Genomic DNA, 16,025 nt, shown 5'->3' on the forward strand with positions numbered 1-16,025 from the left:
AAATAGATAAAAAAAAAGGTAATTTTTAAAAAAATTACCTTTTTTAAATATTTTACTAATTATACTAAAGTGTAGTTACTTTTATAACACCATTCACACCTCTAGCACCAAATATTGACGTCTCTGTGCCTTTATAAACTTGAATGGATTTTATGGTAGTTGGAACTATGTTTGCAAAAGTAGCTTCATCTACTTGATTATCATTTAAAATAAACATTGGCCTATTATTCCCTGGTTTGTAGCCTCTAATTGTTATTCCATTGTTTGCTGTAATATATACACCAGACACTTTTCCTCTTAAATAATCGTAAATGTTTCTGAATTGAATGGTATTATCATCTTTGTAATTTAAATCTTTAACTACAATTTCTGAGGTATCCAAATTCGGAATGATGTTAATAATTATATTATCGTTGTTCTTGTAAGCTACTTTTTTAATTCCCAAAGCTTGCGAAAATGCTGCAATTATTTTTGGAGCTTTATCTAATTTTATTTTAAAGTAACCAGCTGCATTCGTAAGTCTTTTTTGGTTTACATCATCTAAAAGTATAATTGCTCCTGGTACTGGATTACCTTCGCCATCTTTCACTAAAATAGTAAGTTTAATTTCTTCTTTTTTGTTATTTTCTTGTGCAAGAATATTAATAGAAAAAACAATTGCAAATAAAAAAAATAAAGGTTTAATGATTTTCATATTTTAAACTTTGTTAAACTCTGAGATAAAATTGATACTATATTAGTATATATATATAGAACTAAGTTATGAATTTTAAGATAATTTTACTTAAAACAAGAATTAATATTTTGTTAATATTTAATATACTTTCTCTCCATTTACATAGGTGGCTATTGCTTTAGTTTTAGGTAGCTCTTTTCCTTCAACCTTCATAATATCTTGATTTAAAATTACAAAATCCGCAAATTTTCCGATTTCAATAGAGCCTTTTTCTTCTTCTTCAAAATTTGAATAGGCAGCCCAAATAGTCATTCCTTTCAGCGCTTCCTCTCTTCTTAAAGCATTTTCCATTTGAAATCCTCCTTCAGGAAAACCTTCTAAATCAACCCTGTTTGTAGCTGCATAAAGTGTTAAAAACGGATTAACTTTTTCGACAGGGAAATCTGTGCCCAAGGCTATTTTACCATATCTATTTAATAAATTTCGATATGCATAAGCTCCAGCCATTCGATCTTTTCCAATTCTTTCTTCTGCCCAATACATATCTGATGTTGCATGTGTAGGCTGGACAGAGGGTAAAATATTGTTAAAATTTTGAAAATCTAATTTAGATATAATTTGGGCATGTTCAATTCGCCAACGTTTATTTTCTTTGTCCTTTAAAACTTCCTTATAAATTTTTAATAACCAAGTATTTGCAGAATCGCCAATTGCATGTGTATTCATTTGAAATTCAGATGCAGCAATTTGTTTAGCAATTTCACGATATCTTTCTGGTGGGAAAATTAATGCTCCATAATGATTTTCTCTATCCGAATATGGTTGACGCATTGCAGCACCTCTAGAGCCCAAAGCTCCATCACCATAAACTTTAAAGGAACGTACATTTAACCTGTCTGTTTTATAAATACCTTTTTTAATATAATAATCTATTTGAGCTTGTTTATCTGCAGAAACCATTGCGTATATTCTCATTTTTAATCGATTATTTTTCTGTAAATTATCTATTAAATCTATGGTGGTTTTGTCTAAGCCAGCATCATCAATAGTAGTTAAACCATAAGAGAAACATATTTTTTGAGCATTTAACAATGCCTGAATAGATTCTTCTGTAGAAGGTTCTGGAATTTTTATAAAGTCCATAGCAGCATCAATTAGAACCCCTGTAATTCTACCATTTTTTTTGATGATTTCACCTCCTGAAACCTGTGTGCTTTCATTTATGCTAGATAAATTTAGAGCTGCTTGATTTACCAATAAAGCATGCCCATCTACTCTAGTAATTGCCACAGGTATTGTTGGAAATAATTGATCTAATTTTTCCTTTGTTGGAAATTCTTTAACCTCCCAATCATTTTGATCCCATCCACGACCTGTAATAAAATTAGTATTTTTTCTCTTTTGGAAAGCAACTAATGTATCTAAAACTTCATCATAACTTTTGGTGCCTTCTAAATCTACTTTTTGTTGCTGTAGGCCTAATCTGTAAAAATGGCAATGTGCATCAATGATACCAGGGATTATAATTTGCTCTTTCGCATCTAATGTATCTAAAGATTGGTAATTGTCTTGAATTTCTTGATTTGTGCCAACTGCAACAAATTTCCCATCTTTAATGGCAAAAGCATCAGCTTTAGAAAAATCCTCATTAACAGTATAAGTTTTAGAATTGATAACAATTAAGTCTACAGTTTCTTTTCCACAAGAAACTAATAATAAAGAAAATAAAAAAAATAATAATATTTTTCTCATGCTTTAAGAATTACTATATATTAAATATGCTCCATACATCAACAAAAATTGAAATGGAATTCTAATAATTGCAAGTTTTTTTGATCCAATTGCTGGGCGTGTTTTAGTAAGATCCCAAATATGGATTGGCAAAAGTAATATTAGTAAAATAAAAATACCTAAAGAAGCATTTTTTACAGTTTCAGAAAAGAAAATTCCAAAACCCAAAGAAAATTCAATAAAACCAACAATATAGTTCACTAATTTTTTTGAAAAAAATTCAGGAATAAAATGTTTAAAGAAATTAGGTCTTATGAAATGCATAATACCTGCAAAGCAGAAAAATGCTCCGTAAACTATTTTTAAAATCAGAATTAAAATGTCCACAATTTAAGGTTTTATTGGAGCGTCTGAATACAAATATTTATCCATTAAATAAATTATACTAGCCATAGATGCACTTCCTAGCTCCAATTCTCGTTTATTCACTTTATCAAAGGTATCTCTACTTGTATGATGATAATCAAAATATCTTTGAGAGTCTGGTCTATAACCGACCAAAGTCACATTTTCTCCTTTTAACGGACTAATATCTGCACCAGAACCGCCTTTATCTAAATCGTGCAAACCATAAGGAGAAAGTAATTTTTTCCAGCTTTGTAAAAGCGCTGTATTCATTGAATTTGCATCTATAGAAAAACCTCTTGGTGTATGGCCACCTGCATCAGATTCTAAACCACCAATATGATTTTCTTTATTTAAGATAGCCAATTCAGCATATTTTTTTGCACCTCTTGTGCCATTTTCTTCGTTCATAAAAAAGACAATTCTTAAAGTGTTTTTTGGTTTGATGTTATTTTTTTTGAATAAATAAGCAACCTCTAAAGAATGTACAACTCCAGTTCCATCATCATGCGCCCCTTCGCCTAAATCCCAAGAATCTAAATGACCACCAACCACAAAAATGTTCTCTGGAGTTTTAGAACCTCTAATTTCGCCAACTACATTAAAAGAAGGTGCATCTGGTAAAGTTTCGCAATTTTGTTTAAAGTAGAATTTTAAACTTGGATTTTCTTTTAAATCTGTACTTAATATTTCTGCAGCTCTACTGCTAATAGCAGCTGTTGGAATGTATTTTTCTATTGGTAAATCTCCATAGCTCATGGTTCCTGTGTGAGGATAATCATCAATAGAATTTGTCATAGAACGCACAATAACTGCTTTTGCTCCAAATTTACCACAAACTGCAGCCCCATTTACTCTTTGATCTACACAACCTCCATAAGCGCTAAAAGTATTGATTAAAGTATCATCAAAAGGTCTATTAAAAAATACAATTTTACCTTCCATTTTATCTCCTAAAGCCTCTGCTTCTTCTAGGCTTTTTACTTCTATAACTTCTGCTAAAACCCCAGATTCTGGAGTTGCAATCGAAAAGCCTAGAGCACAAATTGGTACATTTTTTTGAACGCCATTAGATGTGTAAGTTGCAATTTCTTTTTCGCCTCTAACCCAATGTGGTACCATAACTGGTTGCAACCAAACTGAGTCTAAATCTACTTCTTTCATCAATTTCTCTCCCCATTCCACAGCCATTTGAGCTTCTGGAGAACCAGATAACCTTCCACCAACATTTTGAGTTAAATCTCTTAGCCACTCATAAGATTTTCCATCTGTTAAAGCTGAATTAAAAAGTGTTTTAATAGTTGTGGAATCGATTTTTTCTTCTGAAGATAATTGATTAGAATCTAAAACTTTTTCTTCTTTTTTATCACAAGACAGCATGACGAAAGAGATTGAAAATAGGAAGATAATTTTTCTCATTTTAAATAGGTTTTAATAAGCTTTAAAACTACGAAAATCAAATTAAAAATTAAAGTATTTGAAAATGAATATGATCATCATGTCTTACAGCTTTGCAACCATGAAATAGTATATTAATAAAACCTTTAAAGTTCATCTAAAATTTTATGCGCTTTGGTTAGAAAAAAACGATGTTTTACGAAGTTTGGTTTTTGCATCGATTTTATTTCAGAAATTATTTCCTCTATAAGTTCTTTGGCCTCGCTTTTTTTATTTCTTCTAATTAGAAATCTAGAAAGCTCTGGTCTTTCTTCGTAGTTCGTATAACGTTTATCAATTTTTTTTAAAAAAGATTCAGCTTCATCTATTTTTCCAGTTTTTTCTAGGGCTAAACCATGGTAAAAAGAAGTGTTTAGAAATTCTGCTTTTAAATCAATTTTGTTAGAATTTTCGATAACTTTCTCAAAATTATCCATATTAAAATAGCAATACACGAGCTTATTAATTGTGTGAGGATCGTTTTTAAAATTGTTATTTAACAAAGCTTTTTCATAGATATCGATTGCGCTTTTAAAATCTTTATTTTCTAAGTAAGCATCACCCAAATTAACCTTGTTTTGAAAAGTATCTGAAAACTCGAGCAGCTTTTCTAAATCTTTAATTTTTTTAGTAGGATTGATAATCGTGGTAATCTCATCAGAAATCGTTTCTATATCTCTTTTATTAAAAACGTTTATAAATAAATAGACAATACTACCTAATAAAGGGATGAAAAAGATAATAAAGTACCAATAATAATTGCTTTTGTTCTTATATGCATGATAAATGCAAAATACCTGAAAAGCAATTGTTAAATAATATAGAAACATGTTGTAAATATACTAAACGAAGTTTATTGAAATGAATTAAAAATCGAACTTGTAAGTTAAACCACCTAAAACTTGAAAACCTTGGACATTAAAGTCGGCAAAACGTTGGTAGCTATTATTTAAAATATTATTCAATTTTAAGAAAGCAGAAAATTTATCATTAAAATGATAACCACCATTTAAATTGATATCAACAAAAGATTCTAAAGTTCTAATTCCATTTGAATTTGCTGGAAATGATGAACCAAAAGACAACTCTTTTCTTTCGCCTACATAAAAAATATTTGAGGTTGCATACCATTTGTTGTTTTTATACGCTGTAATAAACGATGCTTGAACCGTTGGTAAATTCCAGGCTTCAGATTCATTTGTAGTTGTAAAACTATCGAACTGAAAATTGGTTGCGAAAGTTATCCTCTTGGTAAAATCGTATTCTAGTTCTGCAAAAATAGACGTGGTTTTAATATCATCATAAATAACATGAAAAGAGTTTCCAAATTCATATCCTTTTAAATCATCTCCATTAAAAATAGTATTGGTTCCATCTGATTTAGAATTGTTTTTTATAAAAAGTGGTTTGTCTTGTTCGTCTTTAATGGTAGCAGAAATATTAAAACTAACATCATTATTTATAACCCCATTCAAACCTAAAAAAGCATTGTACCTTTCTGCTGTTTGTGTGATGAATAAAGTTGGAGAAACAAAAGGATTCTCCTCAGAAAAATCTTTGTACGTATTCGTTTTTAAATCGCCAAAAACACCTGCATACATATTTAAACTTTCTTTAACCAGAGGTTTTTGAATTAAGAGATCTGGATACACTAAAAAGTGATTCACGCTATTCTCGGTATCAAAAGCCGCAAAAAATTTAGCACCTACTTGTAGAGAAAATGTTCCTAAAATAGTCTTATATTCTGGATTTATTTTCGCTGTAAAAATTGAATATTCCAAAGGGTTTTGGCTCATATAATTTGAGCTAAATTCACCATTCAAAAATTCTAAACTTGTTCTTATGTATAAATTGTTAAGATTACTATTTATAAAATTGAGAGGCAAATCTAGGTTGGTGTTTAAATTCATTAAAAATTCGCTGCTGCTAAACGCATCATTAAAATAAGAAATAGATAAGCTGCTTTCGTCTATATAGGCATCTAAAAAGTCTATCTCACCTAAAATTCTTAAATAATTATATGCTTGATTCTCATTGATAAAATTGATGGTATTTGGGGTGAAATTTAGGTTTGATAAACCATACCAATTGTATTCATTTCTTTGGGTTTCTAAACTTGCTTTCCAGTCGAAATAACGCTCTTCCTGTTTGTAAAAAAGTGTTGCTGATAAGTTGGAAAATTTACTATCTAACGAAGTGTTGTCTATGTTTTCTAAAGAAGCAGCATATTTGGTATGCAAACCAAATTCACTTTTAAAACGTGTATTACTATGTATGTAAGCCTCTAAATAAGGTGATGTAAAATTGCCAAAACCGGCTGCAATGTAATTATTGTAAATTCGTTCTCGAACACCTACATCTATTCCTTTTACAACGCCACTTTTAGGGATAAAAGTAGAGGCAACTGGTGCTGAAAAAATGGTGTATTTTAATTTTTTCTTTTCGATATCTTTTGATAATTCTATTACCGGATTTTTAGTGATTTTTGTAGCATCTGCAATTTTAGGGTTATAGGCAGTAATTACTTCTATAACCTCTGTTTTTACAGTGTCTACTTTAATTGGTTCTGCTTTTTTAGTTGGTTTAACCTGTGCATTTATGTTCCAAAAACCAAAGAAAATTATTGCAATGAGAAAGCCTTTTTTCATTAATTTTTATTTTGTGGAGTTACAGAGTTATTAGTTTTTGCCTCGTTAATTTTTATTGTATTTAACTCAATTTTTGCTTCTTCTACTATATCTTCGAACTGAGAAAAGTTTTTAATTACGTTTTCTAATATAAAGGTTGCTTGATAAGCATCGTTTAATTGATAATAATTTTTACCCATTATAACATAACTTTTTACTCCCCAATATTTAAAGTTCGCATATTCTGCAATTAGTTTTTGAATTACTTTATTTGATGCTTCATAAGCCTTTTCTTGATTTTTAAAATAGGCATCATAATACAAAGTCTCTGCTTTTAACTCACCAATGGCAGTTTTTTCGATATTCTCATAATACTCTTTAGCCGTTTTAAAATCTTTATTTATTACAGAAGTTCTTGCAATAATCTTTTTTGCATCTAATTCTAAGTCTTTGTTTAACTTATTTTTTAACAAAACTTTTTTTGCATAATCTAAGGCCAAGTTGTATGCTTCTGTTTTGTAATAAACATCCATTAAATTGCTTTGCGCAAATAAAATGTTTTCTGTAACGTACGCTTCTTTTTCTAACTTTTCCAATAAAGGAATCGCTTCCTTAAAATCTTGTTTTTCTAAATAAATTTGAGATAGTTTTGCTAAAGAATCTTCGCTAAAATCGCTAGTTCCAGCCTCTAAAACCACTTTGTATTTTTTGATAGCTTCCTCAAATAATTTTTCGACAAAGAGAATATCAGCTAAATAATAATTTGCTTTTAAAGCATTTTTTCCATTTGGAAATTCTCTTAAATATTTTTTTAAACTTAAAATAGAGCCGTTATTTTTACCTTCAAAATATTTTCTTTCAGCAATTGTAAATGATGAGTTTTCTACTTCAGAATCAGAAACTTCAACGAATTTTAAAGTTTTAGTCCAAGCAATATAGTCGTCTAATTTATCTTCATCCAAATAAATATTTTTTGCATTTCTAACCGCTTCTAGAGCATCAGGTGAATTTGGAAATTTACTTGCTGTAACTTTAAATTTTTCTAAAGCCTTTGCATTTTGATTCTCATTGTAATATAACAATCCTTGACGTACTAAAGCTCTTGGTAAAAAAATACTTTGAGGATGTTTTTCTAGCAATCTATCATAAGATTGGTGTGCTTTTGGGTTGTCTTTAATTTTAGTGTAGGTTGTTGCAAGTTGATATAGGGCATCATCTTTTAAAGTAGATTTTTGATATTCATTCACAACCTTAGTAAGTGCATCAATTTTTGATTCGTTTTGTTCTAGAAAACCATAACACATTCCAATTTGATATTGTGCATAATCTGCGGATGATGCATTATTTTCTATGATGTTTTCATACGCTTTCATGGCACTTTTGTATTCTCTATTGGCATAATAACTATCTCCTAAACGAACGAAAGCATCATATTTTATTTCAGTATCTAAATCTTTTACGCTTACAAATTTTTTAAAAGCAGAAGCAGCTCTATCATATTGCTCTAGTTTAAAATAAGAATAACCAATGTTATAATCGATTAATACAAATGAATTGTCTTTTACTAAATTATTAAGTTGATTGTATCTAGAAAGCGCCTCTTGGTATTTTTCCAGTCTGTAATAGGTTTCAGCTTCCCAATATTTTCCCTTACTACTTATTTCTCTAAAACCAGATTCCCCACTTTTTTCGAAATAAGGCAAGGCTTCTGGTAATTTTTTTTCATTAAATAATTGCATCCCTCTGTATAAAGAAATCTCTAAAAAAATCGAATTATTTTCTGAGTTTTTGTTTTTGCCTAAATAGGCTAAAGCTCCTTCAAAGTTCTTGTCGTGAATGAAAGAAGATACTATTAAATCATTAATTTCTTTATAAGCTTTAGAATTAGGGTATTCTTTTAGATAATCTTGTAAAACAGTGGCAACATCTTCAAAAGGATTTCCAGATTCGTAACTTAATTTGGCATAATTTAAAGCAGCATCTTCTTTAATGGTTAAGTTAAAATTCATTTCACTAGCAGCTTTAAACGCATTTAAAGCTTCTGTTTTTTTATCTAAATTTAGATAACATTCTGCCAAATGATAATACGCATTTTGCGATACTGCATTTTTTTCATCAATAATTTTATTAAAATAATTAATGGCCGTTTCAAAATCGTTTTGTTTGTAGTAAGCATAGCCCAATTGGTAATAATCAGTATTATTCCATTTGCCCATTTTACCTTGATAGTCTTTTAAATAAGGTATAGATTCTTGGTATTTGTTGAGATTAAAATAACTTTCTCCAACAATTTTAGAAATTTCTGAGGCTTCTTTTTTTCTTGCAGTTTTTAAAAGTTCTGTTCCAACCTCTATGCATCTTTCAAATTTACCTGCTTTAAAACTAATGTCTAACAAGTAATAAGATATTTCTGCTTTATAAGATTCGTTATCTGCTATTTCTTTTAAAGTAGATTCTGCAATGCCATAATCTTCTAATTTATAAGCTATAAAGCCATAATAATAGCGAGCATCATTGCCATATTTAGCATCGTTTATAAGTGGTAAAAACCTGTTTTTAGAAAGTTCTAAATTATTGGTAACTAGTAAGCCATAACCCATTTTAAAATTTAATTCTTTTTGGTTGTCTTTAGAAAGTAAATCCATATTTACTTTTTGATACCATTTTAAAGCATAAGAGGCTTTTTTATTGGCAAAATAATAATTGGCAACATTAAAAAAGGCTTTGTTTTTTTTATTGCTTGTTGGGTTTTCTTCAACAAAAGTCAGTACTTTTTTATCGGCATCTGTTTGATTTAATTTAACAGCGCACATAGCATCATAATAAGATGCATCTGCTTTTAAGCTTGAATTTCTTGCAGCAATTAGCTGAACTTTTTCAAAGATTTTTTGGGCAGCTGCATATGCTTTATTATTGTAAAGTTTTAAAGCATTGTTATAATCTGAAATTACAGGAGCATCAACAATAGATTGTTGAGAAAAAAGTGTAAAAGTTGCAGATAGAAAAATTATACACAAAAAATGTTTCTTATAAAAACCCAGACTCATACAATTGTTTTTGTTATAATTAATTAAACGAACTTTTTTTAAATTTGTTGGATACAATAGAAAATAATCTTTTAAAGATTTTACATCAAAAGTAATAATTGTAGCGTTTTCTTGTTATAAAATCAAAGGAAACTTTTAAGTTTGTACAAACTATTGTTAATATGGAGAAATCAGTCTTACATTTAGAAAATGCAGATATTTATCAAAGAGATAATTTAGTTTTATCTAAAGTGAATTTAACCATAAATAAAGGCGATTTTTATTATTTAATAGGTAAAACTGGTAGTGGAAAAAGTAGTTTAATGAAAACGCTTTATGGCGATTTAAAACTACAAAGTGGTTCTGGAACTATTGTAGATTTCGATTTAAAAAACTTGAAAGAGAAAGAAATTCCATTTTTAAGAAGAAAAATAGGGATTGTTTTCCAAGATTTTAAATTATTAAATGATAGAACTGTTTTTGGAAATTTAGAATTTGTTTTAAAAGCTACTGGCTGGAAAAATAAAGACGAAATTAAAAATAAAATTAATGAGGTTTTAGATAAAGTTGGGATGCAATCTCAATATTATAAAAAAACTTTCGAACTTTCTGGAGGTGAGCAACAAAGAGTTGCCATTGCAAGAGCTTTGTTAAACGATCCAGAATTAATTTTAGCAGACGAGCCAACTGGAAATTTAGACCCGAAAACATCTTTAGAGGTAATGCAGCTTTTAAATGAAATTCATAAAACCGGTAAAACTATTTTAATGGCTACTCACGATTATCAATTAATTGTAAAGTTTAAACACAATACTTTAAAAGTGGAAGCAGGCGAGTTGTTTGAAGTTACACAACAAGCTACTGTTTAAAATAAATAAAAGCATTCTTGAAAAAAAAGAAAATTTTTGTAGCAGTTACAAATGATATTTCTACAGATTACAGAGTGCATAAAATATGCAATTATTTAATCAGTAAAAACTTCGATATTACAGTTTATGGCAGAGTTTTACCAAACACAATTGCTGTAGAAAGAGCGTATAAAATTGTTAGAAAAAAGCACTTCTTTAATAACAATTTTCTTTTTTATGCAGAGTTTAATATCCGCTTGTTTTTCTATCTAATTTTTAGAAAATATCAATATATTTTATCTAACGACTTAGATACTTTACCAGCTTGCTTTTTTGTGAGCAAAATTAAAAGTACAGATTTAGTTTACGATAGTCACGAACTTTTTTCTGAAGGTCCTGAATTACAAGGGCGAAAATTTGTACAAGGTTTTTGGAGAAAACTAGAAGACTTTTTTCTGCCAAAAATTAAAAAATCCTACACTGTTAGTCAATCTATTGTCGATTTTTATAATGATAAATATCAAAATAAAATGGGCTTACTTAGAAATATTCCTCTAAAACAAGACCATGTAGAAATTGAAGAGGTTACTTTTCCTACCAAGAGCAGAACCATTTTATATCAAGGAGTTTTAAACCCAGGAAGAGGTTTAAAGCCAATGATACAAGCTTTAAAGTTTATTGATAATTTAGATTTAATTATTATCGGTTATGGAAAGGTAGAGGAGGATTTAAAGACTTTTGTTGCCGAGCAAAATATGGATAACAGAGTTCATTTTTTAGGAAGAGTGCCAAGAGAAAAGCTTTTTAATTATACAAAAAAAGCAACTTTAGGAATGGTTTTGGAACAACCTTTAGGTTTGAGTTTCCAATATTCTTTACCTAATAAATTATTCGATTATATTCATGCAGAAATACCTATTATTGCTGGTAATTTAATAGAAATAGCAAGAATTGTAAATGAGTACAAAGTAGGTGTTTTGGTTGATGACTATTCACCAGAAACCATTGCAAAAAGTATTCATACGCTTTTAAATGACAAAACGTTATTATTAGAGATAAAAGAAAATCAACAAAAAGCAAAAGAAATTTTGTGTTGGGAAATAGAAAGTAAAAAGTTAGATAATTATTTTAAATAAGCCAGATTATCAATCCAAAAACATCCATAATTATACCGGTTTTAAACAATCTTTTAGGGTTGGAAAAAACCATTGAAAGTATTAAAAAACAAACATACAAAAATTTTGAAGTTTGGGTTATGGATGGTGAATCAGATTTAAAAACCCAAGAATTTCTTAAAGAATTAGAAGCTCCTTTTTTTTATCAATCTAAAAAAGATAATGGAATTTACGATGCCATGAATGCTGGAATTTCTTTATCCAAAGGAGATTGGTTGTATTTTTTAGGAGCTGGAGATGTATTTGTTAATGAAGATATTTTAGAACAAATTTTCAGTAATTCATCACTAAAAAATGAAACCATTATTGCAGGAAAAATAATTTATGAAGGGGATACAAAACCATTTATACACAGTAAAAATAAAGTTGTAAAAGATGTATATTGGTCTGGTTTTATGTGGGTTAGAAATGGATTACATCATCAAGGAACTTTTTATAAAAATGAACTTTTTGAAAATAAAAAGTACGATTTAAATTATAAAACATTGGCAGATTATTGGTTTAATTTATATTTATTTAAGAGTAAAGAAAAATGTAAAATGATAGATTTTATTATTGCAAAATGCAATTCAGATGGTATTTCAAAATCTGGAAATTGGGAAATGTATAGAGAAGAAATTAACTTAAAGACTAATTTAAGTTCTGTAATTTATAGACCTTTTTTTTATACTATTGCATTCTTTAAATTTATGTCAAGAAAAATGGTAAATGCTTAGTAGAAAAGAAATAGCATCTTTAATTGTTGATAGGTTATCAATAGAAAAACATTCTTTAAAAAGAAGTTTTTTTGATAACAAAAATGAAATAGGTTTTTTCTATGTTGATGATTTGTTACCCGAAAATCTAGTAAAAGATATTTATCAAAAGTTCCCAAAATTATCAGAAGCAAAGCTGAAAAAAAACTTAAGAGAAAGTAAATATGTTGCTTATCAAATGAATAAATATCATCCTCTTTTGGAAGAAGTTATTTATGCTTTTCAAGAAGAAAACGTAGTTGAAATTATTTCAGAAATTTGCGATTTGAGAAACATTTTACCAGATAAAAATCTTTATGCAGGTGGTTTGTCTTTAATGCAGAAAGACAATTATTTAAATCCGCATTTAGATAATTCACATGATAAAGACAGGCAACTTTGGAGGGTTTTAAACCTGTTATTTTACGTAACACCCAATTGGAAATTGGAAAATGGAGGTAATTTAGAACTTTGGAATAATGGTTTAAAAGACAAGCCAATTGAAATTGAAAGTAAATTTAATAGACTGGTTGTGATGGCTACTCATCAAAAATCTTGGCATTCTGTAAATAAGGTTTTGGTAAATGATGTGAGAAGATGTGTTTCTAATTATTATTTTTCAGATAAACCAATATTAGAAAATGATAATTTTCATGTAACTACTTTTAGAGGGAGACCTTCACAGAATATAAAAGATATTCTGTTAAAGATAGATAATAATTTAAGGAGTTCTGTTCGTAAGTTTTTCAAAAAAGGAATCAGAGAAAACCCTCATCAATATAAAAAATAAACCCTGTAAATTTATATTTTACAGGGTTAAATGTGGAGACGCCGAGAATCGAACTCGGGTCCAAACAAGCAGCCAAAAAGCTTTCTACATACTTAGTTCTTACTTGGTTTTCGTTTTAAAGCTGATTAAGAACAACCCACTTTAAACTTATCTTTTTTAGTTTCAAAAACTCGCCAAAGCGTCAAGTTTTCTATGTTTATTTTTACGATGCCCAAAAGTGAAACGCCATAAACCAAGGCTTTTCGTGGACATAAAGCTTGCACACCTTGTGTGCCTTGGCAAATCTTACTGTTAATTCAGATTATGCAGCTAAAGCGTAGTTATCTTCGCCGTTTAAAAAGTTGAAATAGTTTTACAAGTGTAATTTCAATCCTTGATATGCTTACAAATTCACTGTCCTTGCTGTCAAAACCAGTCGTCCCCTAATAAAAATGATAAAATTATTTTAAAGAAATACTTTTATCAATAAAAATATGGATTGCAAAAGTATAAAAAATACCCTTGTTAATCTCTTTAAATTCTAATATCTTCGAACAAATATTATACCACTTATACTGAACTTTTTTATGCGGAATTTATTTCGGTAATTCAGCCTAAATTAAATCAAGAATTATGAAATTCGGAATTATAAAAGAACGTAAAAATCCACCTGATAGAAGAGTCGTTTTTTCTCCAGAAAAATTAGAAGAATTTAAAGCAAAATTTCCAGAAGCAGACATTGCTGTAGAAAGTTCTGATATTAGAGTTTTTTCTGATAATGAATATCTTTCAAAAGGATTAAAAATACAACAGAACATGCAAGATTACGATGTTTTGTTTGGTGTAAAGGAAGTGCCTATAGATGCTTTAATTCCTAATAAAAAATATTTTTTCTTTAGTCATACAATTAAAAAACAACCTTATAATAGAGATTTGCTAAAAGCAATTTTAGAGAAAAATATTGAGTTATTTGATCATGAAACCATCATTCAAGAAAATGGAATGCGCCTAATTGGTTTTGGTAGGTATGCAGGAATTGTTGGTGCTTACAATGGTTTTAGAGCAATTGGTTTAACTAATGAAACTTTTAATTTACCAAAAGCAGAAACTTTAGATAGTCAGAAAGAATTAATTGCAGAGCTTCAAAAAATCAATTTAAACAATATTAAAATTCTTTTAACAGGAAATGGAAAAGTAGCTTATGGAGCCAAAGAAATGTTAGATGCTATGTCTATAAAACAAGTTTCTGTGGAAGAATATGTAACTCAAAATTTTAATGAACCAGTGTATTGTTTGGTAGATGTTTTAGATTATAACAAAAGAAAAGATGGTAAAGTATTTGATAATTTTGATTTTTATAATCATCCAGAATTGTACGAATCTGATTTTATGCGTTTCGCAAAAGTAACCGACTTTTTTATAGCTGGTCATTTCTATGGAAATGGTGCTCCATATTTATTTACAAGAGAAGATGCAAAACAGCCAGATTTTAACATCAAATTTGTGGCAGATATTTCTTGTGATGTAGATGGACCAGTTGCATCAACCATAAGAGCATCAACGATTGCTGAACCTATTTATGGTTATCACCCAGAAAAAGAAATTGAAGTTGATTACAAAGATAAAAATGCAATAGTTGTAATGGCTGTAGATAATTTGCCTTGTGAATTGCCAAAAGATGCTAGCGAAGGTTTTGGAGAAATGTTCTTGGAAAATGTAATTCCTGCATTTTTTAATAATGATAAAGATGGTGTTTTAGAGCGTGCAAAAATGACCGAAAATGGAAAGTTAATAGAGCGTTTTTCTTATTTACAAGATTATATTGATGGAAAAGAATAATGATACCTGATAGACAAATTCTCATAGATTTGGCCAAAACCAAAATGCCATTTGGTAAATACAAAGGAACTTTTTTAATTGATATTCCAGAATATTATATAGTTTGGTATCATAATAAAGGATTTCCAAAAGGTAAATTAGGACAACAATTAGAGTTGGTTTACGAATTGAAATTAAATGGTTTGGAAGATATGATTAGAAAAATTCAAAAGAATTATTAACTCACGTTTTTCAAATTCTTAACAAGTAGAAAAACAATATAAATAAATGATCCAAAACTAATGGTTATAAACCAAGTTTTAGGGTCATTTATACTTAAAAAGCTTTTCTTTAAAACGATGAGAGGTGATGTAAAAAAATCCCAAGAATTGAATCTTAAAAATCTTCCAAGATAAATACCAAAACCACATAAAAAGGTAGCTGATATAGAAAAGTAGGTGGCGTATTTTAAATTCCATTTTAATTGTATTATTTTGTAAATATCAGATAATGATTGGATTGCTAGTAAGAATCCTGTAAAGGAAAAAGAAAAGAGGATAAAAATATCTAGCCAAATTATAGATACTTTTGTGTGATTAAGGTGGATGAAATCTGTAATTATATAGGTGCATTTGGCAAAAAAAGTTACCAAATAAGCAAGACTAAAATCAACTTTATTTTTGTAAAACTATGCACTCTCTTTTTTAATGCTGATGAAATGAAATAAGGAATAAAAGCTAAGAATAAGTTCCAAACAAGAAAACCAAAAAATAAAGATT

14 protein-coding genes and 1 other RNA gene are annotated in these 16,025 nt (G+C 28.8%); 6 read left to right on the forward strand and 9 right to left on the reverse strand.

Annotation, left to right across the window (positions count from 1 at the left end):
• Positions 1-64 precede the first annotated feature (64 nt).
• The 7 genes from WAO74_RS07825 to WAO74_RS07855 all read right to left on the reverse strand — a co-directional run bounded on the left by WAO74_RS07825 (position 65) and on the right by WAO74_RS07855 (position 9,923).
• Complete coding sequence (locus WAO74_RS07825) at positions 65-694, reverse strand: TonB-dependent receptor (RefSeq protein WP_422160986.1); 630 nt, start codon at positions 692-694, stop codon at positions 65-67.
• 120 nt (positions 695-814) lie between these two features.
• Positions 815-2,428, reverse strand: a complete 1,614-nt coding sequence (locus tag WAO74_RS07830; protein ID WP_422160987.1) for an amidohydrolase — start codon at positions 2,426-2,428, stop codon at positions 815-817.
• A gap of 3 nt (positions 2,429-2,431) precedes the next feature.
• Positions 2,432-2,668 (reverse strand): hypothetical protein, encoded by a 237-nt coding sequence (locus WAO74_RS07835; RefSeq protein ID WP_422160989.1) that lies wholly within the window; start codon positions 2,666-2,668, stop codon positions 2,432-2,434.
• A 129-nt stretch (positions 2,669-2,797) separates the two neighbouring features.
• Positions 2,798-4,231, reverse strand: coding sequence for a M20/M25/M40 family metallo-hydrolase (locus tag WAO74_RS07840; protein ID WP_422160991.1), 1,434 nt, complete (start codon positions 4,229-4,231; stop codon positions 2,798-2,800).
• A 125-nt stretch (positions 4,232-4,356) separates the two neighbouring features.
• Positions 4,357-5,079, reverse strand: coding sequence for a CDC27 family protein (locus WAO74_RS07845; protein WP_422160993.1), 723 nt, complete (start codon positions 5,077-5,079; stop codon positions 4,357-4,359).
• A gap of 36 nt (positions 5,080-5,115) precedes the next feature.
• Entirely contained in the window at positions 5,116-6,897 is a 1,782-nt protein-coding gene (locus WAO74_RS07850) for a hypothetical protein (RefSeq protein ID WP_422160995.1), read from the reverse strand.
• Entirely contained in the window at positions 6,897-9,923 is a 3,027-nt protein-coding gene (locus WAO74_RS07855; RefSeq protein ID WP_422160996.1) for a tetratricopeptide repeat protein, read from the reverse strand. Before WAO74_RS07855 ends, WAO74_RS07850 begins: the two co-directional genes overlap by 1 nt.
• A gap of 161 nt (positions 9,924-10,084) precedes the next feature.
• On the opposite strand from WAO74_RS07855, the gene WAO74_RS07860 reads away from it, so the two are divergent.
• The 4 genes from WAO74_RS07860 to WAO74_RS07875 are packed head-to-tail and all read left to right on the forward strand — an operon-like array spanning position 10,085 to position 13,449.
• Positions 10,085-10,771 carry a cell division ATP-binding protein FtsE gene (locus WAO74_RS07860; protein ID WP_422160998.1) on the forward strand — a complete coding sequence of 229 codons (687 nt, stop codon included), beginning with the start codon at positions 10,085-10,087 and terminating at the stop codon, positions 10,769-10,771.
• A 17-nt stretch (positions 10,772-10,788) separates the two neighbouring features.
• Positions 10,789-11,886 carry a glycosyltransferase gene (locus tag WAO74_RS07865; protein ID WP_422161000.1) on the forward strand — a complete coding sequence of 366 codons (1,098 nt, stop codon included), beginning with the start codon at positions 10,789-10,791 and terminating at the stop codon, positions 11,884-11,886.
• Positions 11,887-11,918: 32 nt separating this feature from the next.
• Positions 11,919-12,641 (forward strand): glycosyltransferase, encoded by a 723-nt coding sequence (locus tag WAO74_RS07870; RefSeq protein ID WP_422161036.1) that lies wholly within the window; start codon positions 11,919-11,921, stop codon positions 12,639-12,641.
• Complete coding sequence (locus WAO74_RS07875) at positions 12,634-13,449, forward strand: 2OG-Fe(II) oxygenase (protein WP_422161002.1); 816 nt, start codon at positions 12,634-12,636, stop codon at positions 13,447-13,449. Before WAO74_RS07870 ends, WAO74_RS07875 begins: the two co-directional genes overlap by 8 nt.
• Before the next feature lie 30 nt (positions 13,450-13,479).
• Here the strand turns inward: WAO74_RS07875 and ssrA are convergent.
• Positions 13,480-13,872: a transfer-messenger RNA gene (gene ssrA, locus WAO74_RS07880) on the reverse strand.
• A 189-nt stretch (positions 13,873-14,061) separates the two neighbouring features.
• Here ssrA and WAO74_RS07885 point away from each other — a divergent pair.
• Together WAO74_RS07885 and WAO74_RS07890 are read left to right on the forward strand one after the other, a co-directional pair.
• A complete protein-coding gene (locus WAO74_RS07885) occupies positions 14,062-15,267 on the forward strand; it encodes an NAD(P)-dependent oxidoreductase (protein WP_422161003.1) in 1,206 nt (401 codons plus the stop codon).
• Positions 15,267-15,488 (forward strand): DUF3820 family protein, encoded by a 222-nt coding sequence (locus WAO74_RS07890; RefSeq protein WP_422161005.1) that lies wholly within the window; start codon positions 15,267-15,269, stop codon positions 15,486-15,488. The genes WAO74_RS07885 and WAO74_RS07890 overlap by 1 nt, the downstream gene beginning before the upstream one ends.
• Here the strand turns inward: WAO74_RS07890 and WAO74_RS07895 are convergent.
• Complete coding sequence (locus WAO74_RS07895; RefSeq protein ID WP_422161007.1) at positions 15,485-15,898, reverse strand: DUF1361 domain-containing protein; 414 nt, start codon at positions 15,896-15,898, stop codon at positions 15,485-15,487. The two genes, WAO74_RS07890 and WAO74_RS07895, sit on opposite strands and share 4 nt — an antisense overlap.
• Between the last annotated feature and the right edge of the window lie 127 nt (positions 15,899-16,025).

Source organism: Polaribacter sp., assembly GCF_049276715.1.
In the GTDB taxonomy this organism is placed as follows: Bacteria; Bacteroidota; Bacteroidia; order Flavobacteriales; family Flavobacteriaceae; genus Polaribacter.